Genomic DNA, 24,859 nt, shown 5'->3' on the forward strand with positions numbered 1-24,859 from the left:
CAAAATGCCGGGTCCACGTCCTTGCGCCTGGGTTTTCTGCAATGCACTATCGGGCCCATGATCAGCACTCCCCTTCCCGACGGCCCCGGGCAGACCCCGCTCACCGCCGACACCGTCATGCGTTACCACCTGTGCTGGAAGCATCGCGACCTGGACGGGGTGATGGCGCTCTACCACCCGGACATCCAGTACCACGATTTCTTCCAGAACCGCGTGCTCGGCTTCGACGAGCTGCGCGACTACGTGCGCGCCTGCCTGCCCCATGAAGCCGGCGAGGATATCGTCCACAGCGACCGCATCCGCGTCGACGGTTGCACCGCGTTCATCCAGTACCAGGTCACGGTCCAGGGGGGCGAGGGGTTGGTGGCGTTCCAGTCCAGCGAGGCGATCACGGTCAGGGACGGGCTGATCTGGCGGGTCAACGAATACGCCACCCTGGTGCGCCAGGGCGGCAACGCCAGCCTGCCGGGTGGCCCGCGTCCGGCGACCAGCCGCCTGGGCCTGTCACCGCGCCAGCTGTCGACCATGGCCCAGGACCTGGAGCATTACTTCCAGGCCCAACGCCCCTATCTCGACCCGGAACTCGACCTGCAGCAGGTCGCCGACGAAAGCGGCTACAGCCGCAACCAGATTTCCTACCTGCTCAACCAGGTGCTCGGCCAGAGCTTCTACCGCTACGTCAACCAGGCGCGCCTGCAACACCTGATGGCCAGCCTCGGCGCCGACAGTGCGCGCACGCCCATCGACGAACTGGCGTTCAACGCCGGTTTCAACTCGCTGTCGGCCTTCTACAAGTGCTTCCGCGAACACACCGGCCTGTCGCCCAAGGCCTACCTCAAGCAAATTTCCCTGCGTGCACGCACGTAAGACAGCCCCGCCGGTGCTTCACTAGGATCGTCCACAGACCTTGACCGGATGTGGAGCCCGACCCGATGCAACCCCTGCGCACGATCAGCCTGTGGATGGACCAGCTCGACGAGCCGCTATGCGCACGCTCGGCCCTGCGCCAGGACCTGGACCTCGATGTGTGCATCATTGGTGCCGGCTACACCGGCCTGTGGACCGCCTACTACCTCAAGCGCCAGGCACCGCAGCTGAACATCGCCGTGATCGAGGCCAACATCGCCGGCTTCGGCGCCTCCGGGCGCAACGGCGGCTGGCTGATGGGCAACCTGCTGGGCGAGGATCGCCTGCTCGCCACGCTCTCGCCGCAGCAGCGGCGTGAAAGCATCGACCTGCTGCACGGCATCCCCGACGAAGTCCACGACGTGCTGCTGCGCGAAGGCATCGCCTGCGACTACCGCAAGGGCGGGGTGCTGTACTGCGCCGCCCGCTACCCGGAACAGGAGCGCAGCCTGCGCGCCTGGCTCGATGACCTCTATCGCCAGGGCATGAACGAGGACGACTACCGCTGGCTGCGCCCCGAACAGCTGGATGCCCAGTTGAAGGTGAGCAACCCCTACGGCGCCCTCTACAGCCCGCATGTGGCCACGATCCAACCGGCCAGATTGGTGCGCGGCCTGGCGCGGACGGTCGAGGCCATGGGCGTGCCGATCTACGAGAACACCCCGGCCATCGACTGGCAGACCGGCGAAGTGCGCACTCCGCTGGCACGCATCCGCAGCCACTGGGTGGTGCCCGCCGTCGAAGGCTACGCCGCCAGCCTGCCACCGCTTGGGCGTCACCAGTTGCCGGTGCAGAGCCTGCTGGTGGCCACCGAGCCACTGCCCGAGTCGACCTGGGAACAGATCGGCCTGAGCCAGGGCCAGGCCTTCAGCGAGAACAGCCGCCAGGTTACGTATGGCCAGCGCAGCGCCGACAACCGCCTGGTGTTCGGTGCCCGTGGCGGCTACCGCTTCGGCGGTCGCCTGCGCGAGGACTTCACCCTCACCGACAACGAGATCGAGCTACGCCGCTACCTGTTCGGCGAACTGTTCCCGCAGCTCAAGCATGTACGCATCACCCACTCCTGGGGCGGCAACCTGGGCATGGCCCGGCGCTTCCGCCCGCACATGCTGTGCGATCGCCAGCGCGGCATCGCCCTGTCCGGGGGCTACGGCGGCGAAGGCGTCGGCGCCACCAACTTGGGCGGGCGCACCCTGGCGGCACTGATCCTTGGCCAGCACAACGCGCTCACCGCCCAGCCCTGGGTACATGACAACCGCCCACTGTCGAGCCTGGCCAGCTGGCCACCGGAGCCCTGCCGCTGGCTGGGCTACAACGCGATCATCCAGAGTTTCGTCCACGAGGACCGGACCCTCGCCAACCCAGCCAGCGCCCCCTGGCGGCGGCGCCTGGCCAGCGGGTTGGCCGACTTCATGGAAGGCTTCATGCACTGACTTCCCTTCATCACCACACAGGATCCACCGGTCATGAGCATCACCCAGTTCAAGCACACCGACAGCGTTATCCTGGACAGCTCCACCCCGGTCGCCGTGCCCCTCGGCGAGCCGGTCGCGGTCACCTCAGTCACCTGCGTCGAACGCAGCGACGGCGTCGAGACCGGAATCTGGGAGTGCACCCCGGGGCGCTGGCGCCGGCAGATCGTGCAGCAGGAGTTCTGCCACTTCATCAAGGGCCGCTGCACCTTCACCCCAGACGGTGGCGAGCCGCTACTCATAGAAGCCGGAGACGCCCTGATGCTACCGGCCAACAGCCTCGGTACCTGGGATATCCAGGAGACCGTGCGCAAGACCTACGTCCTGATTTTCTGATCCGCTGATCGCCTGCCTTCGATAACAACAGACAAAGCAAGGTAACCCCGACATGCGCACACTCCTTCTCGCCCCCCTGATGCTGGCCGCAAGCGTCGCCGGCGCCGCCGACTCGGTGAAGATCTACAACTGGTCGAGCTACATCGCCCCGGACACCCTGAAGAGCTTCCAGCAAGCCACCGGCATCGTGCCCACCTACGATGTGTTCGACAGCAACGAGACCCTCGACGGCAAGCTGATGACCGGCAACTCCGGATACGACGTGGTATTCCCCTCCAACCACTTCATGGCTCGGCAGATCCAGGGCAAGGCCCTGAAAAAATTGGACAAGGCGCAGCTGCCGAACTGGAAGAACCTCAACCCGGTGCTGCTCAAGGCCCTGGAGGTGAACGACCCGGGCAACCAGTACGGCTTCCCATACCTGTGGGGCAGCACCGGCATCGGCTACAACATCGACAAGGTCAAGGCGGTGCTCGGCGACAACGCGCCCATCGACTCGTGGGACCTGTTCTTCAAGCCCGAATACCTCTCCAAGCTCAAGAGCTGCGGCGTGGCGGTGCTGGACAACGGCCCCGAGCTGCTACCGATAGCCCTGCACTACCTGGGCCTGCCGCACCACAGCCAGAACCCGGCGGACTACGACAAGGCCAAGGCGTTGCTGATGAAGGTGCGACCGTACATCAGCTACTTCCACTCCTCGAAGTACACCGGCGACCTGGCCAATGGTGACGTGTGCCTGGTGGTGGGCTTCTCGGGTGACGTGCTGCAGGCAATGAACCGCGCCGAGGAGGCGAAGAACGGGGTGAAGGTGGGCTACTCGATTCCGAAGGAAGGCGCGCCGATGTGGTTCGACATGGTCGCCATGCCGGCCGATGCGCCCAGCGAGAAGGCCGGGTACGCGTACATGAACTATCTGTTGCAGCCGCAGGTGATGGCGAACATCAGCAACTTCGTGCAGTACGCCAATGGCAACCAGCAGGCCGACGCGCTGGTGGACCCGGCGATGAAGGGCAACACGATGATCTACCCGAGCGCGGATGTGATGAGCAAGCTGTATGCCCTGGAGGCGATGCCGGCGAAGATCGACCGGGTCAGGACGCGGATCTGGACCAGCATAAAAGCGGGGAACTAGAAGTATTCGGGGGAGCGGGCTTGCCCCGCGAACTCCGGCAAAGCCGGTGTCATACCCAGCCTCGCCGACCAAAAAGATCACTGTACTTCGCATCTGAATGCAGCAACCTGATTGCAGGAACTCCAGTGAGAATACCGGAGGACGCAGGTCCGAATCGTCAGCCTCGCCTGCCATATGACGTGCCCTGAACTGATGCGATACCCTCCAGGCAACCAGATCACCCACCGATCTGTAAGCTGATGCTGCGCTACTGCCCCGGGCTGAGCACCCGCTCCAACTCCGCCGCCCTGTCCTTGCTCATGTCCATCTCACACATCGCGCCTTCGATGCGGTAGATGCTGCCGTTGCTCAACTTGCCGTGGAAGGCGCAGTTGCCGTCGCGGTATTTCATCCAGGTGCGCTGGACTTCGCGCAGGTCCTTCTGCTGCTGGCTGTCGAGCTTGGCCATCAACTGCTTGTAGACCCGGTTCAACCGATCATCCTGCAACTGGGTCTCGGCCTGGATGCAGGCACCCATGGCCAGGGTGCTGGAGGCCTTGTCCATGCACTGGGTGTAGGTGGGCGAATAGTCCTCGGCCTGGGCGCCGGCGGCGATCAGCAGGGCGGCGGCGCCGACCAGGCAATGCTTGAACATGGGCTTTCCTTTTCGCAAATGGATGCGGCACAGCCTAGCACCCTGCCCCACCTTGGTTCACGCACAGCGCCTGGATCCGCGCCCGCAGCCAGCGGTGCCCGGCATCGCCGTCACGCCGCGAGTGCCAGGCCTGGGCGAAAGCGAACGGCGAGATCGCCAGGGGCGGCGCGAACCGGCGCAGCGCCGGGTCCAGCCGGGCACCGGCAAGGCTGCGCCGGGCCACGGTGAGCACCAGGTCGGTCCCGGCAATGACACTTTGGGCCACACCCCAATGCGGCAAGGTCAGGGCGATGCGTCGGCGGGCGCCCAAGCTGGCCAAGGCCTGGTCGATCTCATTGTCGATGCCGGGGCGTACCGCCACCAGCACATGGGGCCGCGCCAGCCACGGTTCGAGCGCCAGTCCGCCACGGGGCGGAAGGCTGGCGCGGTCGGCCAGGCAGACGAAGGACTCCTCGAACAGCACCTGCTGGGCCATTTCCGTCGGCAACTCCGGGAACACGCCCAGCGCCAGGTCTGCCTCGCCATCGATCAACTGGCCGAGCATCGCCTCGCGGCTGCCCTGGGACACCACCAGGTCAATGCCTGGCGCCTCGCGCCGCAGCTGGCGCATCAGCGATGGCAACACCACGCGGGCGCCGTAGTCGGACATCGCCAGACGAAACGTGCGCCGCGCCCGCGCCGGCTCGAATCCCGGCGTGCCAAGCAGGCCGTCGAGTTGCTGCAACGCCTCCTGCAACGGTGCCTGCAGGGCCTCGGCGCGGGCTGTCAGTTGCAGGCGGCCACCGCGTCGCACCAGCAGCGGGTCGGCGAACAGCTCGCGCAACTGCGCCAGGGCATGGCTGACCGCCGGCTGGCTGCGATGCAGGCGCAAGGCCGCGCGGGAGACATGTTGCTCACTGAGCAGGGCATGCAGGGTCAGCAACAAGTTGAGGTCGATGCGACGCAGATCATCCATGGCACGAATACAGCCTGTGCGAAGTTCGAATTTCCATCATTTAAATGCATGATCGAGACTAAGGCCAGTGTTCTGATCAGGAGTAGACACCATGCCCGCCAGCCTCTTCGCCGCCCTCCCCTTGCTCATCGCCCTGCTCGCCGGGGCCGCCGTGCCGTTCCAGGCCGGCAGCAACGCCGCGCTCGGGCGCCTGCTCGGCCATCCGCTATGGGCCGCCGGGGTATCGTTGCTGGTCAGCCTGCTGATGCTGGTGCCGGCCCTGCTGCTGATGCGCGCGCCGCTGGCGCAGGTGCAGCAGCTGGCACATGCGCCCTGGTGGGCCTGGTTCGGCGGGGTCGCCGGGGTGCTGTACATCACCGCCGCGCTGGTGCTGACGCCGCGCCTGGGGGCGGCGGGGTTTATCGTCTGCGTGGTGGCCGGGCAGGTACTGTCGTCGCTGCTGATCGACCAGTTTGGCTTGATGGGGTTGCCGGAGCGGCCGGTGAACCTGTTGCGGCTGGCGGGAGTGGGAATGATCGTGCTCGGGATGATCGTGGTGCAGTGGGGCACGGCGCGTTGAGCGCTTGCCCCGCGATGCACCATCACAAGGTGTGCGGCTGCTCCGGCGGCACGATCACCTTGTGCGGCTCGAAGCGCAGCGAGGGCATCTGCGTACCAGCATACAGCGCCACGCTCAGGGCAGCGATCAGCGCCACATCGAGCCAGCCCCAGCCCGGCACCTGCGCCGCCGAACGCGCCTTCCAGCACCACCACAGCTGCCCCAGGCAGAACACCAGGATCGCCAGCAGCCACAGGTAGAAGCCCGCGCCGAAGCCGGTCACATCCTGGAAGGCGTAGCTCTGATTGTCCGGCAAGCGGGTGATGGCGAAGCTGCTGGCCGCCAGGTACAGCGCCGCCAGCCCGCCCACCAGCGCCAGGCGGCGGAACCGGCGGTGAGCAAGGACTGCCAGCGCCAATAGCGGGTTGGCGAACCACTGGTACAGACCGAAGGCGATGCCCCAGGGGCCGTAGAGCAGCATCTGCAACGCCGGCACATGCCGACCCGCCCCCGTCAGGGCGCCATCGAAGGCCAGGCTCAGCAGGTACAGGGCGAGGCTGGTGGTCAGGTAGAAAGCGGGCAAGTCAGGTACCTGGAGAAAACGGGACAAGCTGCGACCTTAACCCAGCCCTGGCGTCTTTCCAAACTCGACGGAGCGCGCTGCTTCAGCGTGTCTCAGCCTGATCCATCGACTGGGTGGAGCTGCTTATTTGAATGCGCAGGCTCGGCATCAGCGTCCCGGCGTAGATCGTCGCCGCCAGCACTGCGATCAGCCCCAGGTCGTACCAACGCCAACCCGGCATACCCGCCGTCGAACGCACCTTGCGGCACCACCAGCCCTGCCCCAGGCAGAACAGCAGGATCGCCAGTGTCCACAAGTAGTACCCGGCGCCAAATCCGGTCAGGGGTTGGATGTCATAGCTGCGGTTGTCCGGCACCCGCTCGATGCCAAGGCAACTGAGGGCCAGGCCCAACGCGATCATCCCGGCTGCAAGCGCCAGCCGGCGAAAACGCCGGTGAGCAAGCAGCGCCAGCCCCAGCAGCGGATTGGCAAACCACTGGTAGAGCCCCATGGCAATGCCCCAAGGCCCCATGAGCACTATCTGCAAGGCGGGCATATGCCCGTCGACGCCCATCAGGATGCCGTCGAAACACAGGCACAGCAGGAACAGCAGCAAGGTGAACGTCACGTAGAAAGCAGGCAAAGCACGGGCTCCATCCCATCAGCGAAAGGCTCGTCCATGACACGCGGGCATCAGGCCACGGGCGGTTCGAGCAGCAGGCCGTACAACCCAGAATCGGACAGTTCACCCGCCACGCACCAACGGGCGCGCAAGGTGCCTTCCAGGACGAACCCCTGGCGCTCCAAGGTACGCGCCGAGCCCTGGTTGCGCGGGTCGATCTCCGCCTCCAGGCGACGCAGGTGCAGGGTGTGGGCGAGGTAGTCGATGAAGCAGGTCAGCGCCTCGTCCATATAGCCCCGGCCCTGGGCGGACTTGGCCAGGCAATAGCCGATCTCGCCACGGCGCGAGCCCTCCTCGAGGTTGAACAGCTGGACCATGCCGATCAGCTCGCCGTTGTCGCGGCGGTACATGCCCAGCTTGAGCAACTGGCCGGCAGCATAGGCCTCGCGGTCGGCGGCCAGGGCGCTTTCGGCCTCGGCCAGGGTTTGCCAGGGGGCGTGGTACCAGTAACGCATTACTTCCGGGTCGGCCATGATGGTCAGCCACTGCTGCGCGTCGCCATGGCGCATGGGGCGCAGCTGCAGGCGTGGGCTTTCAAGGCACAGGTCGCTGGGGAAACTGCGGGGGTCGGGCACGCCGGGACTCCTGTCCGGTGGTGGGGAGGATGACAGTCTAGCGTCAGTGGATGCCCGGACGCACGCGTGCGAGACAGGCCGAAAGGGTTGGTGGATAACGAAAGTTATCCTCTCATGCACCCAATAGCGCCTGCCTCGATGGGTCCACGGATATCTGGGACCCTGGCATCGGTAACATTGAATATCACGCCCCTGTGCAGCAGATTTCATTACTGGTGCCTGACCTAGCATTTCTACCAGGTGTCAGACATAAGGGACTCTGTTAAATGTATGGACGTGCGGACACAGTCAGACTTACATACACCTGCGCGACGTAGGCAACCATTGAACCGTACTATCCTACTTGGAAACGGCCATGTCTATTGAAAAAAACACCCCCCAATCCCTGGAAAAACCTGAGATAGAAGAAGCGCCCAGCGGAGAGTTAAACTGGTATGACCTGAACGGCAAAAATTTCAATACCATCATTAGAGACCTACCCTCCGACGCCGTCGACAAAGAACTGAAACTGACGTGGCTGGGCACCACCGCTGACGGAGAAGAGTTAGATCCCGAATACAAAAAGCATACCGTACAATGGCCTGATATCTTCAACGGCCTCAAGATCGAACTGGAAAATGACCTCGCAAAGTCCGTAGTGGGCGGGAGCGCAGAAATTTATTATGAAATCGCACCTGACCTCAAGTCCCCTTCACTGAACATCACTGTAATCGATGGTACACCCGAATCAGATCTCAAAGCCCCTGAAGTCACAGAAGCCATTGGCTCAGCATTGAGTCCGGACCGGGTAAACGAAGACGGGGCGACAGTACTGATCAAGACAGTAGCGCCTATCGTGGAGGGTGATGAAATCCTGCTTAAAGTCGTCGCAACCAATGCTGATGGAACGCCGATTAAACTTAACCCAAAGGCTGAAGCGGGAGCACAACATACAGTGTTCAGCATTGCCAAGGGCCTGATCGACGCGATCACCGGTGGCTCGCTAGCACTCCACTATACGGCAAAAGAAAAAACCTCACCAACCCTGGAATTAAGCGTGGATTACGGGATCATCCCACCCGAACTTGATGGCGCAATAGACCCGCAAAAAACCACGCCCGTTAAGATAATTATCCCACACTACGAAGGCATGAGTGGAGACAAAATATCCCTAACAGTTGAGCTGCCAAACCTGAGCTATCATTCCTCAACACAAATTGCGACAGGCGTGAACAACCTGTCATTCAACGTACCTTTCGGGGTATTCATAGTAGCCTTCAACAGCTCCGCGACCGTCACTTACAACGTCAGTCGAACAACGGAGGGAAACAACGAAAAAAAATGGTCTTCACACCCCCTACTCATACCGCTTACCGGCCATGTAACAAATATTACACCACCACAATAAATGAGCTTCGGCAGCGAAGCCCCCAGGTACACCGTTAAGTATGCAGGCATCACCGATACCGACACAGTAGAAGTTTACTGGCAAGCCGAAAACAAGCCGCCAAGACTCATGGAGCTCACGGTACAAAAAGATGGGGCCTATTATTACGTTGCCATCCCCAAAAACTGGGCAGCAGAGGATAGAAATATAACCGTTTGCGGAAACTACTCCATAACTCTAGGCAGCGACAATTTAAGACAGTTCTCGCCTGGCATTATTTTCAAACCATAGACCGACGACAGAACTGCACTTCTCAAAATGTACTCGGCATGCATGTCACACTTCCACCCCTGAATTGGCTCCTTGGCATTGCCCTCTCGCCCATGAAGCGCCCTTGCCGATTGCTGACTCGCCGCCTTGGCAAGGGCGACCCTCACTTACTGTGGTTCATCCCCAGTTCCATGTCATCGATCAACCCCTTGGCCAACCCGCTGAGAATCCGTGCGGCACTGGCGGCCATGAGGTCCCCTTCCATCTCGGCCTCGGTGGTGAAATGCGCCACGCAGCCGAGCAGCACCGACAGGTCGCTGAAGGCGTGATCGAACGGGATGCCGGGCTGGATGCAGAAGATCTCGAGGCAGGTGGTCTTACCCTGGGTCGGCCCGGGTTTGCTGTCGTCGCTCATACCGGCGCCCCCTTGGCCCGGGCGTGGCGGACCAGCGAGATGACCAATTGGCCGAGGATCTCGACGCTGTCCATCATCACGTCGAGGCGCGCGTCGCGCTGGCAGACGGTGTAGGCGTGGACGGTGTCGCTGAGGGTGTGCATCAGCTTGTTGGCGTGGGCCATCGCTTCCTCGGGATCGAGATCGCTGATGATGGTGACGAAGGGGATTGGATAGGGTGGATCAGGTACTAGTTTTTTCATAGTTGTTACTCTGGAAAGGGTTTCTAGAGCAACCACCAGTATCCTTCTCACAGACAAGGGTGGCAGCCGTACGCGAGGTGAGAAGACCGTGTCCAGACACCACGGCCAGACCGAAGTCTGCGCGCGCACGGCTGCCATAACAGGCAACCTGGATCTGGACATGGACGGGCTTCTCACACCCGGGTCGCCAAATTTGACGACCCAGTGACGGTACCCCTGATGTATTTCCCGGCCAATTCAGAGCCTTCCGGCAGGCGCGTAGGATAGATCCGAAGCGCTGGCTCGCTGAAGGATTTGGTTTCAAATTCGGAAATGTCTTACGACTGAATGGCGCCGGGGGCGCTTTGCGCCCCTTTCGCGGCACAAGGCCGCTCCTACAGAGAGGAACGCGGTCTTCTGTAGGAGCGGCCTTGTGTCGCGAAAGGGCTGCAAAGCAGCCCCCGGCTATCTACCTCAGAACCCCATGCTGAAGCTCACCACCACACCATGGTCACGGTTCTCGCTCGACAATTGACCGGAATACCCGACCCCCAGCTTGCCGCTCGCGCCCACCGACAGGTCCACCCCGGCCTCGACCACCGCCGCGTCCTTGGCAATCGGCACGCCTTCGGTGCTGAACCCGGCGCCACCGTCGATGAAACGCAGATCGGCATCGGGCTTGTCGTCACCGAACGCATGCCGCCAACCCACCGACAGCCGCGGCGTGACGCTGCTGCCATTGTCGAGCAGGATGCGCTTGCCAGCCCGCACGCCCAGGGTGGAGAAGGTCACGTCCTGGTCGACCTTGCCTTCCAGCCGCCCTGCCCCACCCTTCTCGTGGGCGGTGTCGCTGTCGTAGTTGACATAGGCCAACCCGGCGAACGGCTCGAGGGCAATGCCGCCAGCATCGATGGCGTAGCCCACCTCGCCGAACACCTGGGCGCTGCGCGCCTTGTACTTGGCCTTGAGACGGTCGTCGTAGCTGCCGACGGTGACATCGCGCTTGGTGTCGATGTCGTGCCAGCTGTAGGCCACGCCCAGACGGGCGGCGAAGGCGTCCAACTGGTAGCCGAGGTAGGTGGTCAGGTGGTAACTGTCCACCGTGGCGTCGGAGCGGCGACGGTGCGCGTCGATGCTCGAGCGGGTGTAGCCGGCGGCGGCGCCGACTTTCCACTGGTCATCCAGGGCACGGTCGACGCCGAGCATGAAGCCCGACAGGTCACGGTCGACGCTGGCATGGCTGCTGCTGCCGTCGTAGGTACCCCAGCCGCCGATAGCGCGCATCCAGCCCACGGCCTGGCCCTGGCAACCTTCACTGGTCAGCTGCTGGTTGGCGGTCGGCGCCAGGGTACGACGCGGGTCGTCCTGGTCGGTGCAGTCAGCCTGGCGCAGGCGGTCGTTGACCGCGTCGCGGACGTAACGCGAGTCCTCGATCAACACGGTCGCGGTGCTGGCGTGGATCTCGCCGGACAAGCTGTCGAACGCCGCCTGGGCACCCTGACGGTCGAGCGGCAGCAGGTTGTTGACCAGCTCGGCCGGCGCCCCGGCGCTGCTCAGGGCGGTGGCCACGCCACGCTGGTTGCCGGTGGCGGCGACATCGGCGAAGGAATTGCCGTTGCGGCTGACCGACAGGGTCACCTGGTTGGCACCATAGTTCAGCGAGCTGTTGAGGAACGCCGAGTTGGCCAGGTTGGTGGTGGCGAACGTACCGGTGACGCCGCCCGCGGCGCTGACCACGGTGTACTGGCCGTTGCCGCTGGCGAGGTTGGCCACCATCAGGCTACCGCCGAGGTTGGCCGTGCCGCCCACGTTCAGGTAGTTCACCGGCGAGGTGGCAAGGTCGATCACCAGGGTGCCGGTGGCGCCATTGGTGAAGTTGCCCGACACGTTCAGGTTGCCGGCCGGCCCCGGCAGCACGGTGCCATTGTTGGTCAGCCCGGCGACGGTGCCGTTGCCGTTCAGCGCGGCGCCGTTGGCCACCGTAACCTGGGCGGCGAGGTTGCTGCCCGGGTTGCCGGCATCGCCCACCTGGAGCACACCCTGATTGACGTTGAAGGCACCGCTGAACGGCTGGTTGCCGGTCAGCAGCAAGGTGCCGCCGCCCTGCTTGGTGGTGGTGCCGGTACCGCTGAGGGTGCCGTTGAAGGTGCCATTGCTGCCTTGGGCAAACACCAGATTGGCATTGTTGAGGATGTTGCCCTGCAGGCTGGTGGTGTTGCCGACCAGGGTGCCGCCGCTGACGGTGGTGCCGCCGCTGTAGGTGTTGGCGCCAGCGAGGATCAGGGTGCCGGCGTCGAGCTTCTCGATGCCGCCGGTGCCGACCAGCGGCGCGCTGATGGTGGCCGTGGCGCCGGCGTTGACACGCACCGATGCCAGGCTGCCGTCGGCATCGTTGACCGGGGTCAGGCTGCCGCCAGCACCCGGGACGACCTGGTAACCATTGCTGAGGAACTGCAGGCCCTCGAACGACTGGTTGCCGACCACGGTGACAGTGCCCGGCGTGCCGCCGAAGACCGCGTAGCCGCCGCTCCAGCCTTCGCTGGTGGTGCCACCGGCGTTGGTCCAGCCAGTGTTCGAGCCCCAGGTACCGCTGCCGCCGCCGACGCTGCCGTCGGGGTTGGTCTTGCCGCCGTTCCAGAACTGCAGCTCCTCGCCGTAGTTCTGCACCACCAGGTTGATCTGGTTGGCGATGGCGGTCTGCAGACTGAGGTCGCCCAGGACTACGCTGCCGGGGATGGCGCCGAACACCAGGCCATTGTCGGTGAGCGTGCCGCCGTAGCTGAACAGTTGGTAGACACCGGTGCCGAAGCCGCCGGCATCGGTGATGTTCAGCGTGCCGTCGAGCACCAGGTTGCCGTTGACCCTGACCACCGTGGTGGAGGCGGCCGGGGCGCCGAGGCTGAAGTCCAGGGCGCTGCCCGAGGCCAGGTCGAGGCTGCCGACGGTGAGCGGCGTGGCGCTCTGGCCGGCGGCCAGGGTGGCGCCGTTGGCGATCTGCACCGCTCCGCCGTAGGTACCGCTGCCGCCCAGGCGAGCGCCGGTGGCGACCTGCACGCTGGCGCTGTCGAGGCGGCCGTTGACCAGCAGGGTGCCGGCATTGACGCTGGTGGCGCCGGTGAAGGTGTTGACCCCGGTCAGCAGCAGCTCGCCGGTACCGTTCTTGGCCAGGGTGCCGTTACCGCTGAGGTTGCCGGTGTAGCTGCCGTTGGCGTTCTGCGCGAAGGTCAGGGCCCCGTTGTTGAGGATCGCGCCTTGCAGGCTGGTGGTATTGCCCACTACGCCGCCAGCGTTGATCTGGGTACCGCCGCTGTAGGTGTTGGCCCCGTTCAGGGTCAGCAGGCCGGCGCCGTTTTTGATCAACCCGCCCGTGCCACTGACCACGCCATTGAGGGTCAGGGCGTTGCTGCCGGCGATGGCCAGGGCACCGTTGAGCACGGTGGTGTTGGCCAGGGTGACGGCGGTGTTGCTGTCCAGCGTGGTGCCGCCTGCGGCCGTCAGGGTGCCGCTGCCCAGCGCGCTGTTGTTGCCGAGCACGAGGGTGCCGCCATTGAGGGCAGTGCCGCCGCTGTAGCCGTTGGCCGTGTTGAGCACCAGGGTGCCGCCGTCTTGCTTGGCGACACTGCCGGTGCCGTTGAGGGCGACGTTGAGGGTCGCAGTGACACCGTTGTCGACCCGCAGGTTGGTGGTGCCGTTGCCCAGCAGTTCACCGGCGATGCCAGCGTTTAGCACATAGCCATCGGTGACGAACTGCAGGCCGGTGATGCTGTGACTGCCATTCACCGTAACGGTGCCGGGGGCGCCCTGGAACACCGCGAAGGTGTCGTTCCAGGTGCTATTGAGCACGCCGTTGGCGTCGGTCCAGTTGGTATTGGTGGCGTCCCAGGTGCCGTTGCCGCCGTCGATCTGACCGTTGGCGACGCTCTGGCTGCCATCCCAGAACAGCACGTTGCTGTTACCACCGACCACCAGGTTGACCTGGTTGGCCACGGCGGTCTGCACGGTCAGGTCGGTAACCGGCACCGGGGTGGTGCCGAAGCTCATGCCGTTGTTGGTGAGGCTGCCGCTGTAGGCGAACAGCCGGTACACACCGGCGCCGAAACCGCCGATATCGGTGACGTTGAGGGTACCGCCCAGGGTCAGGTTGTTGGCCACGTTGACCAGCGGGGTGTTGCCCGTCGATGGCGCGCCCAGCGAGGCGTTGAAGTTGGCGCCGCTGTCGAGCACCAGGTTGCCGGCGTTCAGCGTGCTGCCGCTGGTGGCCGCGAGGTTGCCGCCGTTGGCCACCGTCACCGCGCCACCGAGGCTGCCGGCGCCGCTGAGGCTGGCGCCGCTGGCGACGTTGACCGCGCTGCTGGCCAGTGAGCCATCCACCTTCAATCCGCCCGCCTGGACGTTGGTGGTACCGGTGTGGCTGTTGGCACTGTTCAGCGCCAGGGTCCCGACGCCGGCCTTGTTCAGGGTGCCGGTACCGCTGATGTTGCCGCCGAACACGCCGCCTTCGACCGTCAGGCTGTTGCCGGCGGCGATCTGGATCGCGCCGGTGCCGCCGATGTCGCCGAGGCTGGTGTTGCCGTCGAGGTTGAGGCTGGCGCCAGTGCTGACGTTCAGCTGGCTCTGGGTGCCCAGGGCGGTGGTGCCGATAGTGCTCAGGCTGCCGGAAAGGATGTTGAGGATGCCGCTGAACGTGTTGTTGCCCGACAGGGTCAGGTCGGCCAGGCCGCTCTTGTTCAGCTCGCCCCCGCCGCTGAGCACGCCGGCCAGGTGCAGGTCGTTGCTGCCCAGCACATTCAGCACACCGCTGACATTGACCGTGTTGGCCAGGGTGACGGCGCTGGCGCTGTCGAGGTTGGCGTTGCCGCTGACCTCCAGGCCGCCGCTGCCCAGCGCCGCGTTGTTGCCGACCACCAGTGTGCCGGCCTGCAGGTCGGTACCGCCGCTGTAGGTGTTGGCGCCCATCAGCGCGAAGCGCGCCAGGCCGGCCTTGAGCAGGCGACCGCTGCCGCCGACGGTGCCGCCGAGGGTCAGGTCGTTACTGCCCAGCACGGTGAGGTCGCCCGAGGTGGTGACGTTGTTGGCCAAGGTGACCGCCTGGCTGCTGTCCAGGCTGGTGCCCGCTGCGGTGGTCAGGTTGCCGGTGCCGAGCGCGGTATTTGAGCCCAGTACCAGGCTGCCGCCGTTGAGCACGGTATTGCCGGCATAGGTGTTGTTGCCGGCCAGCGCCAACCGCGCGCTGCCCGCCTTGACCAGGCCTCCGGCGCCGCTGATGTTGCCGTTGAGGGCCAGGTCGTTGCTACCGGCGATGTTCAGCGGCCCCGCCAGGGTGATGGCATTGCCCAGGACGACCGAGGCGTTGCTGTCGAGGATGGTGCCCGCCGCGGTGTCGAGCGCGCCGCTGCCCAGGGCCGCATTGTTGCCGACAATCAAGGTACCGCCGCTGAGCAGGGTGCCGCCGCTGTAACTGTTGTTGCCGTTGAGCACCAGGGTGCCGCTGTCGAGCTTGTTGAGCTTGCCGACGCCGGTCAGGCCGACATCGAGGGTTGCCGTGGCACCCGGATCGACCCGCACGCTGGTATCGCCACCCGTGCCGTTGATCAGGTCGAGCGCACCGCCGGTGCCCGCCAGCAGGCGATAACCATCAGTGACGAACTGCAGGCCGTTGACGGTCTGACTGCCGTCGACGGTGACATCGCCGGCGGTACCCTGGAACACCGCGAAGGCGCTGCCCCAGGTGGTGTTGAACACCCCATTGAGATCGGTCCAGTTGGTGCTGCCGGCGCTCCACACGCCGGTACCGCCGTCGACCTGGCCGTTGGCCACGCTCTGGCTGCCGTCCCAGAACTGGATGTTCAGGCCGGCGGCGCTGACCAGCAGGTTGACCTGGTTGGCCAGGACGGTCTGCAGGGTCACGTCGCCCAAGCCTACGCCCAGCGGCAGGCTGCCGAAGTCCAGGCCGTCGTCGGTCAGGGAGCCGGTGTAGTCGAAGAGGCGGTACACACCGTTGCCGAAGCCGCCGATGCTGCTGACATTGAGCGTGCCGTCGAGGGTCAGGTTACCGCCGACGTTGAACAGCGCGGTGCCGCCGGTGGACGGTGAGCCCAGTCCGACATCGACGATCGAGCCGCTGCTGAGCACCAGGCTGCCAAGGCCCAGGGTGGCGCCGCTCTGCCCGGCCAGGTGGCCGCCATTGTTGATCACCACCGTGGCGTTGGCGGTGCCGCTACCCGCCAGGGTGGCGCCGCTGGCGACCGTCAGCAGATTGCTGCCAAGGGTGCCGTCGACCTTCAAGGTACCGGCGTTGACCTGGATGTTGTCGGCCAGGTTGCTGGTGCCGGTCAGGGTCAGAGTGCCGCTGCCGACCTTGGTCAGGCCGCCCAGGCCGTTGAGGCCACCGGCGAAGGTGCTGCTGAGGTTGTTGCCGCCCAGGCTCAGGACGCTGCCGATGCCGACATCGACCTGGCCGCTGCCGGTCAGACTGCCGAGGCTGGCGTTGCCGTTGAGGTTGAGCTGGCCGCTGGCGCCGACGTTGAGGGTGTCGACGTTGGCCAGCACACCGCTGCCGAGGGTGGTGAGGGAGCCGGCCTGGATGTCGACGTTGCCGGTGAAGGTCTTGACGCCGACCAGGGTCAGGTCGTCGACGCCGGTCTTGACCAGGTTGCCGCTGCCGCCGAGGTCGCCGCTGAGGATCAGCGCGTTGGCGGCTTCAACGGTCAGGTTGGCACCATTGCTCAAGGCGATGGTGTTACCCAGGGCCATGGGCGCGCTGTTGGCCAGGGTGGCGTCGGCGGTAACCGAAAGGGTGCCGGTGCCCAATGCGCCGCTGCTGCCCAGGGTCAGGCGCCCGGCATTGAGCTGGGTGCCGCCCTGGTAGCCGTTGTTGCCGTTGAGGGTCAGGTTGCCGCTGCCGTTCTTGGTCAGGCCAGCGGTGCCGTTGATCACACCATTGAGGGTCAGGTCGTTGCCGCCATCGACGGTCAGGCCGGCGTTGAGGGTGACGTTGTTGGCCAGGGTGGTGCTGGCGCCGCCACTCAGGGTCGAGGCTCCGGCGACGGTCAGCGCGCCCTGTCCCAGCGCATTGTCGTTGCCGACCACCAGCCGGCCGGCATTCAGGGTGGTGCCGCCCAGGTAGTTGTTGGCGCCGTTGAGAGTCAGGGTGCTGGCGCCGGCCTTGTTCAGGCCGCCGACGCCATCCACCACGCCGTTGAGGGTCAGGTTGGCGCTGCCCGGCAGGTTGAGGGTACCGCCCAGGTGCACGTTGTTGGCCAGGGTGGCGCCCGCGCCGCCGGCATCGAGGCTGGTGTTGGCGCCGGTGCTGAGGTCGCCGCTGCCCAGCGCGGTGTTGCTGCCGACCAGCAGGGTGCCGGCGTTGAGGCTGGTGCCGCCGCTGTAGGTGTTGTTGCCATTGAGGGTCAGGGTGGCGGCGCCGTTCTTGACCAGGCCGTTGCTGCCGGACACCACGCCGTTGAGGGTCAGCGCCTGGCTGCCGCCGAGGGTCAGGTTGCCACCGGCGAGGTTGACGGCGTTCACCAGCGCCAGCGCCTGGCTGGCATCGAGGCTGGCGGCGCCGTTGACGGTCAGGGCGCCGCTGCCCAGGGCACCGGCATTACCCAGCAACAGGCTGCCGGCCTGCAGTGAGGTCCCGCCGCTGTAGGTGTTGTTGCCATTGAGCACCAGTTGCCCGGCCCCCAGCTTGTTCAGCGCCCCGGCACCGCTGATGACACCGTCGAGGGTCAGGGTCTGGGGGTTGTTGACGCCGAGGGTAGTACCGGCGCCCAGGCCGATGGCGTTGGCCACCTGCAGCACGCCGCTGGTGGCCAGTGTGCTGTTGCCGGTCACCGCCAGGTTGCCCGTGCCCAGGGCGGTGTTGTTGCCCAGGGTCAGGGTACCGCCGCCAAGGGTGGTGGTGCCCTGGTAGGTATTGGCGGCGCCGAGGGTCAGGTTGCCGCTGCCGTTCTTGGTCAGGCCGCCGGTGCCGCTGATCACGCCATTGAGGGCCAGGTTGTTGTTGCCGGTCAGGGTCAGGGTGTTGTTGAGCGTCACCTGGTTGGCCAAGGTCAGGGCGCCGGTGGTGGCCAGGTTGCTGGCGCCGCCGACGGTCAGGGTGCCGGTGCCCAGCGCCTGGTTGTTGCCCAGGGTCAGCGTGCCGGCATTGAGGGTCACGCCACCAGTCAGGGTGTTGGCGCCACTGAGGGTGAGGTTGCTGGCACCGTTCTTGGTGAGGCTGCCAGCGCCGGTGACCAGGCCACCCAGGCCCAGGTCGTTGTTGCCGGCGATGGTGAGGTTGCCCCCCAGGTTGACGGTGTTGCCGATGTTCAGCGCGGTGTTGCTGTCCAGCGTGGTGCCGGCAGCCGCGTTGAGTTGGCCGAGGCCGAGGGCGCTGGCGCTGCCGAGCACCAGGGTACCGGCATTGAGGTTGGTGTTGCCCAGGTTGCCATTGGTGCCGTTCAGGGTCAGGGTGCCGCTGCCGGTCTTGGTCAGGCCGCCGACGCCGTTGACGTTGCCGCCCAGGGTCAGGTTCTGCGCCCCGGCGATGGTCAGGTTGCCAGCCAGGTTGATCTGGTTGGCCAGGGTGACGTTGGCGTTGCTGCTCAGGGTGGTGCCGCCGACTGCGTTCAGGGCACCCGTGCCCAGCGCGGTGTTGCTGCCCACCACCAGGGTGCCGCCGTTCAGGCTGGTACTGCCCTGCTGGCTGTTGCTGGCGTTGAGGGTGAGCGTGCCGGCGCCGGCCTTGATCAGGCCACCGGTGCCGCTGAGCGCACCGTTCAGGGTGAGGTCGTTACTGCCCGGCAAGGTGAGGTTGGCGTTCAGGGCGATGGTATTGCCCAGTGCCAAGGTGCCGGTGGTGTCCAGGCTGGAGGCGCCTGTTACCGTCAAGCCGCCCGTACCCAGCGCCTGGGCATTGCCCAGGGTCAGGGTGCCGGCCCCCAGGCTGGTGCCGCCGCTGTAGGTGTTGGCGTTGCCAAGCGTGAGGTTGGCGCCACCGGCCTTGATCAGGCTGCCATTGCCCGAAACCACGCCGGACAGGCCCAGGTCGGCGCTGCCGCCAATGGTCAAGGCGCCCCCCAGGGCAAAGGCATTGCCCAGGGTAACCGCGGTGTTGCTGTCCAGGCTGGTGCCGGCGGCGGCGCTGACCGCCCCCGTGCCGAACGCCGTGTTGTTGCCCACGACAATGCTGCCACCGTTGAACACGGTGCCGCCGGTGTAGCTGTTGGCACCGTTGAGCACCAGGGTACCGGTGTCAAGCTTGGCCAGTTGGCCACTGCCCGAAAGCCCGACGTTCAGTGTGGCGGTGACGCCTGGGTCGACCCGCACGGAAAACGCGCCGTTACTGGCGTTGACCAGATCCAGGCCACCCGCGCCGATCAGGCGATAGCCGTTGGTGACGAACTGCAGGCCGGTGGCAGCCTGGGTGCCCACCACGGTGACATCGCCCGCGGTGCCCTGGAATACCGCGAAGTCGCTGGCCCAGGTAGTGTTGAGCACACCGTTGACGTCGGTCCAGTTGGTGTTGGCGCCGTTCCAGGTGCCGGTGCCGCCGTCGATCACGCCATTGGGCACGTTCTGCCCGCCATCCCAGAACTGCACGGTGCCGGTGGCGCCGCCCACCAGCAGGTTGATCTGGTTGCCGATGGAGGTCTGCACCTGCAGGTCGCCGGGCAGCACGCTGCCCGGCACGGTGCCGAGCACGACGCCGTTGTCGACCAGCGCCCCGGTGTAGTCGAACAGGCGATAGATACCGGTGCCGAAGCCGCCGATATCGGTGACATTGAGGGTACCGTCGAGGGTCAGGTTGCCGTTGACGTTGACCAGCGCGGTGCCCCCGGTGGACGGCGAGCCCAGGCCGAAATCGAGGATCGAGCCGCTGTGCAGGGTCAGTGCACCGGTGGCCAGGGTCGCGCCGCTGTTGGCCAGCAGATGGGCGCCGTTGGCGATGTCCAGGGCGCCGAGCAGGCTGCCGGTACCGCCCAGGCTGGCACCGCTGTTGACCTGCACGTTGGCGCTGGCCAGGGAGCCTGTGACATTGAGCAGGCCGGCGTTGACCGTGGTGTTGCCCGCCAGGACGCTCACGCCCGACAGCTCCAGGCTGCCACTGCCGTTCTTCACCAACCCGCCCGTGCCGGCCAACGCGCCGCTGAAGACACTGTTGAGGTTGTTGCCGCCCACGGTCAGGTTGCTGCCTGCGGCCACGTTCACCGCACCCGCACCGCTCAGGCTGCCTACACCGGCACTGGCACCCAGGTTTAGGCTGGCGCCGGCACCGACGTTGAGCGACGAGGCGTTGCCCAGCGCGCCGGTGCCCACCGTGGTGATGCTGCCACCGATCAGGTCGATGGCACCGCTGAAGGTGTTGTTGCCGCTGAGTGTCAGGTCGGCCAGGCCGTTCTTGATCAGGTCGCCCGTGCCGCTGAGGGCGCCGCTCAAGGTGAGGTCGTTGCTGCCAGCCAGGGTGAGGTTGGCGCCCAGACCGATGTCGTTGGCCAAGGTCAGTATCGCGCTGTTGTCGAGGCTGGCGGCACCGGTCACGTTCAAGGCGCCACTGCCCAGGGCGCTGCCGTTGCCGACGACCACGCCACCGGCATTCAGGGTGGTGCCACCGGCGTAGGTGTTGACGCCGTTGAGGGTCAGGGTGGCGGTACCGTTCTTGACCAGTTGCCCTGCCCCGCTGAGCACCCCGCCGAGGGCCAACGCGTTGCTGCCGCCCACGGTGAGGTTGGCGTTGAGCGCGACGTTGTTGCCCACACTGATGGCGCCGCTGTTGTCCAGGCTCGCGGCGCCGCCCACGGTCAGGGTGCCGGTGCCGAGCGCGCTGCCATTGCCAAGCACCAGTCCGCCGGCATTGAGCAAGGTGCCACCGGCATAGCTGTTGAGCCCATCGAGGGTGAGTGTGGTAGCACCGTTCTTGATCAGCCGGCCAGTGCCGTCGATCACGCCGCCGAGGCTCAGGTCGTTGCTGCCGGTGAGGGTGAGGTCGGCATCGAGGGTGATGGCGTTGCCGACACTCAGCGCCGCCGTGCTGTCCAGGCTGCCCGCGCCCGCCACGGTAAGCTTGCCCACGCCCAGCGCGGCAGCGTTGCCCAGTACCAGGCCACCGGCATTGAGGGTGGTGCCGCCCAGGTAGGCGTTGGGGCCGGACAGGGTCAGGGTCGCGCTGCCGTTCTTGACCAGGCTGCCCGCGCCGCTGACCAGGCCACCCAGACCGAGGTTGGCGGTGCCGCCGATGGTCAGGGCGCCCGCCAGGTTGACGGCGTTGCCGAGGTTGACCGCGCTGCTGGCGTCCAGGCTGGTGCCTGCGGCGGCATTGAGCGCGCCACTGCCCAGTGCGGTGTTGCTGCCGAGCACGATGGTGCCGGCGTTGAGGTTGGTGGCGCCAACCTGGGTATTGGCGCCGGTGAGGGTCAGCGTGGTGCTGCCGTTCTTGGTCAGACCGCCGACACCCGAGATCACGCCGCCCAAGGTGAGATCATTGCTACCGGCGAGGGTGAGATTGCCGGACAAGCTCACGGCGTTGCCGATGTTCAGCCCGGCGACGCTGCTGTCGAGCGTGGTGCCGGCCGCGGCGTTGAGTGCCCCGGTGCCCAGCGCGGTGGCGCTGCCCAGCACCAGGGTACCGGCGTTGAGCGTGGTGGTGCCGCTCTGGGTGTTGTTGCCCGCCAGGGTCAGGCTGGCGCTGCCGTTCTTGGTCAGCCCGCCCGTGCCGCTGAGGTTGCCGGCCAGGACCAGGTTGTTGGCGCCGGCCAGGGTCAGGTTGGCGCCGAGGTTGACGTCGTTGTTCAGGGTGAACGCCGTGGTGTTGGCCAGGGTCGACGCGCCGCCGACGCTCAACGCGCCGGTCCCCAGGGCGGCCGCGCTGGTCAGGGTCAAGGTGCCGGCATTGAGGGTGAGGCCGCCGCTGAAGGTGTTGGCCCCCGAAAGCGTCAGGTTGGTGCCACCGTTCTTGACCAGGGCACCGGTGCCGCTGATCACACCGCCGAGGGTGGCAGCATTGGTGCCGGGCAAGGTCAGGGTATTGCCGCCCAGATTGATGGCGTTGCCCAGGTTGACCGTCGCGCCCGCATCGAGACTGGCGTTGCCACCCAGGCTGAGCGCGCCGGTGCCCAGGGCATCGTTGCTGCCCACGGTCAGCACGCCCGCATTGAGGGTGGTACCGCCGCTGAAGGTGTTGCTGCCGTTGAGGGTCAGGCCGGCGCTGCCATCCTTGATCAGTGCGCCGGTGCCGCTGATCACGCCGCTCAGGGTGGTGGCGCTGGTGCCCAGCAGGTTCAGGGTGTTGGCACCCAGGTTGATGGCGTTCCCCAGGTCGACCCCGGTGCTGGCATCGAGGCTGGCGTTGCCGCCCAGGGTCAACGCGCCGCCGCCCAGGGCGTTGCTGTGGCCGACGGTAAGCTTGCCGGTGTTGAGTGTCAGGCCACCGCTGAAAGTGTTGTTGCCGTTCAGGGCCAGGTCGCCGGCACCGTTCTTGATCAGCGCACCGCTGCCACTGATCACACCGCCCAAGGTGGTGGCGCTGGTACCCAGCAGGTTTAGGGTGTTGGCCCCAAGGTTGATCGCGTTGGCCAGGCTGACCCCAGTGCTGGCATCAAGGCTGGCGTTGCCGGTCAACGCCAGGGCGCCAGTACCCAGCGCGGCGCTGTCGCCGACGGTGAGCTTGCCCGCGCCCAGGCTGATGCCGCCGCTGAAGGTGTTCACGCCGTTGAGGGTGAGGTCGGCGGCGCCGCTCTTGACCAGGCTGCCGGTGCCACCGATCACGCCGTCGAGCGTCAGGGCGTTATTGCCCGGTAAGGTCAGGGTGCTACTGCCCAGGTTGATGGCATTGGCGAGGGTCATGGTCGCCGTGGTGTCGAGGGTGCCGTTGCCAGTAAGGCCCAATGCGCCACTGCCCAAGGCGCTGGCATTGCCTAGCGTGAGGGTGCCGCTGGCCAGGGTGGTGCCGCCGCTATAAGTGTTGACGCCGTTCAGGGTCAGGCCACCGCTGCCACTCTTGACCAGCGAACCGGTGCCGCTGAGCACGCCACCGAGGGTCAGGGCGTTGCTGCCGGGCAAGGTCAGCGCCGCGTTCAACGCCACGTTGTTGTTCAACACCAGTGGCACGCTGCCTTGCAGGCTGCCGGCGCCGCTGACGGTTAGCCCGCCGCTGCCGAGCGCCGCGGCGCTGTTCAGATTGAGACCGCCAGCGGCCAGGGTGGTGCCGCCACTGTAGGTGTTGGTGCCGCCGAGGGTGAGCAGACCGGTGCCGGTCTTGGTCAACCCGCCGACACCGGAGATCACGCCATTTAAGGCCATGTCGGTGGCCCCGCCGACGTTCAGGCCCGCATTGAGGGTGAAGTTGTTGGCCAGGCTCAGGCCGCCGACAGTGCCCGCCAGCCCGCCGCCATTGACGGTGATGGCGCCGCTACCGAAGGCATTGGCGTTGTCGAAGTTGACCAGGCCATCGTTGAGGGTGGTCTGGGTGGTGCCGTTGAGCACCTGGCCGATCAGGCTCCAGGTGCCGCTGTCGACGATCAGGCGGTTGAAGTTGATGTAGTTGGTGGCATTGATGGTGCCGCTGCCGCTGGTGCCACTGCCGCCACCGATGGCGTTGCGCAGCGCCAGGGTATTGGTGCCGCCGGCACCGCCGTCGATCTTGCCGGCTGCCGCGTAGGCAAGGTTGGGGTTGCTGGTGACCAGCAAGGCCACGCCGACCCCGAGCCCGGCACTGACACTGGAGCCGGTGATGGCATTGAAGCGGTTGGTGCTGTTGGCGCCCATCGACAGGCTGCCGGTCAGGGTCCCGGCGTTGGTGAAGGTGTTGCCCGCCGCGGAAGCCTCGAAGGCGGCACGGCCAAGGATGGTGCCGGTGTTGGTGAAGCTCACCGTGCTGCCGCCGGTCACGGCGATGACCGGGGTGTCCTCGCTGACCAGGGTCAGGCTGGCCAGCGCCGAGGAGCCGATGCTGCCAGCGTTGCTGATGGTGGTGGTGCCGGCGGCGCCATTGCGTGCGTCCAGCGCCATGCCGGTAAGGTTCAGCAGGTTGGCGCCGAGCAAGGCGCCGGTCCCCTTGATCACGCCCGTGGCGTTGTTGTTGATGTTGAGGGTGCTGCCGGTGCCGGTGTTGCCGATTAGCACGGCGGAGGACTGGATACTCAGCAGCCCGAGCAACGTCGGGTCGATGGTGCCGGAGTTGCTCAGGGTGTTGTTGTTGCCGGCCAGCGACAGCGAGGTGCCGCCCACGCCCAGCAAGGTGCCCAGGCTCGCGCCCGGGTTGACGTTGACGGTGAGGCCACTGCCGCCATTGGTATAGCTCGGCGCCAGCGGGTTGGCCGCGCCGCTGCAGGTGATCGTGGAACCGGCCGCGCTACAGACGGCCAGCGCCTGTTCGCTGGACAGACCAAATGCCATCGCACCCACCGCCAGGCTGACAGCCAGCGACAGTTGCGAGAAACGGGCGGGTGAACGGGGGGCGGCACGTCTGTCCACGGAGAGCTCCTTCGTGGATCAGGCGATTCAGTCCTTGAATGCGTGCACAGCAGGGCAGGAAAGAGCAGTGGAACACGCGACGGCCGAAACGCCTGATCTATGGCTACGAATTTCCTATGAGGGAATGTGTAGCCGCTCAGGCGCGGGCGATACGACGCTGGGGACGGTCAAATGGTGTTAATACTTTGTCAAGGCGGCACGTGTTTCGCGGGTTTCAGCCACTTGACCATTGGATCCAACCGACGAACGGTCATGGCGAATGGCCAGAATGTGAGGCGTTTTGTGGGAGTGGGCTTGCCTCGCGATGACGCTGGCACCGCAATCGCGGGGCAAGCCCGCTCCCA

Annotated in this window: 14 protein-coding genes; 6 read left to right on the forward strand and 8 right to left on the reverse strand. The window is 65.9% G+C overall.

Translation table 11 applies throughout. From position 1 onward, the window contains the following. Positions 1-57: 57 nt before the first annotated feature. The 4 genes from V0R62_RS18540 to V0R62_RS18555 all read left to right on the forward strand — a co-directional run bounded on the left by V0R62_RS18540 (position 58) and on the right by V0R62_RS18555 (position 3,846). Complete coding sequence (locus V0R62_RS18540) at positions 58-867, forward strand: AraC family transcriptional regulator (RefSeq protein WP_330104766.1); 810 nt, start codon at positions 58-60, stop codon at positions 865-867. 65 nt (positions 868-932) lie between these two features. Beyond that, positions 933-2,339, forward strand: a complete 1,407-nt coding sequence (locus V0R62_RS18545; RefSeq protein WP_330104767.1) for an NAD(P)/FAD-dependent oxidoreductase — start codon at positions 933-935, stop codon at positions 2,337-2,339. 33 nt (positions 2,340-2,372) lie between these two features. Continuing rightward, positions 2,373-2,714 carry a cupin domain-containing protein gene (locus tag V0R62_RS18550; protein ID WP_198743631.1) on the forward strand — a complete coding sequence of 114 codons (342 nt, stop codon included), beginning with the start codon at positions 2,373-2,375 and terminating at the stop codon, positions 2,712-2,714. A gap of 52 nt (positions 2,715-2,766) precedes the next feature. Beyond that, positions 2,767-3,846: a polyamine ABC transporter substrate-binding protein gene (locus V0R62_RS18555; protein ID WP_330104768.1), complete on the forward strand. Its 1,080-nt coding sequence runs from the start codon at positions 2,767-2,769 to the stop codon at positions 3,844-3,846. A gap of 247 nt (positions 3,847-4,093) precedes the next feature. On the opposite strand, the gene V0R62_RS18560 is transcribed toward V0R62_RS18555, so the two are convergent. Then, positions 4,094-4,480 (reverse strand): lysozyme inhibitor LprI family protein, encoded by a 387-nt coding sequence (locus V0R62_RS18560; protein WP_084941676.1) that lies wholly within the window; start codon positions 4,478-4,480, stop codon positions 4,094-4,096. Between the two features lie 34 nt (positions 4,481-4,514). Next, complete coding sequence (locus tag V0R62_RS18565) at positions 4,515-5,435, reverse strand: LysR family transcriptional regulator (RefSeq protein WP_330104769.1); 921 nt, start codon at positions 5,433-5,435, stop codon at positions 4,515-4,517. 91 nt (positions 5,436-5,526) lie between these two features. Between V0R62_RS18565 and V0R62_RS18570 the strand changes: the two genes are divergently transcribed. Beyond that, positions 5,527-5,994, forward strand: coding sequence for a DMT family transporter (locus V0R62_RS18570; protein ID WP_330104770.1), 468 nt, complete (start codon positions 5,527-5,529; stop codon positions 5,992-5,994). Positions 5,995-6,016: 22 nt separating this feature from the next. Here V0R62_RS18570 and V0R62_RS18575 read toward each other — a convergent pair whose 3' ends face one another. The 3 genes from V0R62_RS18575 to V0R62_RS18585 all read right to left on the reverse strand — a co-directional run bounded on the left by V0R62_RS18575 (position 6,017) and on the right by V0R62_RS18585 (position 7,792). Next, positions 6,017-6,556, reverse strand: coding sequence for a hypothetical protein (locus V0R62_RS18575; RefSeq protein WP_330104771.1), 540 nt, complete (start codon positions 6,554-6,556; stop codon positions 6,017-6,019). 82 nt (positions 6,557-6,638) lie between these two features. Then, positions 6,639-7,178, reverse strand: coding sequence for a hypothetical protein (locus tag V0R62_RS18580; RefSeq protein WP_330104772.1), 540 nt, complete (start codon positions 7,176-7,178; stop codon positions 6,639-6,641). Between the two features lie 50 nt (positions 7,179-7,228). Beyond that, complete coding sequence (locus V0R62_RS18585; RefSeq protein WP_110604401.1) at positions 7,229-7,792, reverse strand: GNAT family N-acetyltransferase; 564 nt, start codon at positions 7,790-7,792, stop codon at positions 7,229-7,231. Positions 7,793-8,147: 355 nt separating this feature from the next. On the opposite strand from V0R62_RS18585, the gene V0R62_RS18590 reads away from it, so the two are divergent. Further along, entirely contained in the window at positions 8,148-9,179 is a 1,032-nt protein-coding gene (locus V0R62_RS18590) for a hypothetical protein (protein ID WP_330104773.1), read from the forward strand. A gap of 412 nt (positions 9,180-9,591) precedes the next feature. Here V0R62_RS18590 and V0R62_RS18595 read toward each other — a convergent pair whose 3' ends face one another. From V0R62_RS18595 to V0R62_RS18605, 3 genes are all read right to left on the reverse strand, one after another. Further along, a complete protein-coding gene (locus V0R62_RS18595) occupies positions 9,592-9,843 on the reverse strand; it encodes a DUF3077 domain-containing protein (RefSeq protein ID WP_330104774.1) in 252 nt (83 codons plus the stop codon). Then, a complete protein-coding gene (locus tag V0R62_RS18600; RefSeq protein WP_046857050.1) occupies positions 9,840-10,085 on the reverse strand; it encodes a hypothetical protein in 246 nt (81 codons plus the stop codon). Before V0R62_RS18600 ends, V0R62_RS18595 begins: the two co-directional genes overlap by 4 nt. 453 nt (positions 10,086-10,538) lie before the next feature. Then, positions 10,539-24,515, reverse strand: coding sequence for an autotransporter-associated beta strand repeat-containing protein (locus V0R62_RS18605; protein WP_330104775.1), 13,977 nt, complete (start codon positions 24,513-24,515; stop codon positions 10,539-10,541). Between the last annotated feature and the right edge of the window lie 344 nt (positions 24,516-24,859).

The organism is Pseudomonas carassii (assembly GCF_036324045.1).
GTDB classification, from domain to species: Bacteria; Pseudomonadota; Gammaproteobacteria; order Pseudomonadales; family Pseudomonadaceae; genus Aquipseudomonas; species Aquipseudomonas peradeniyensis.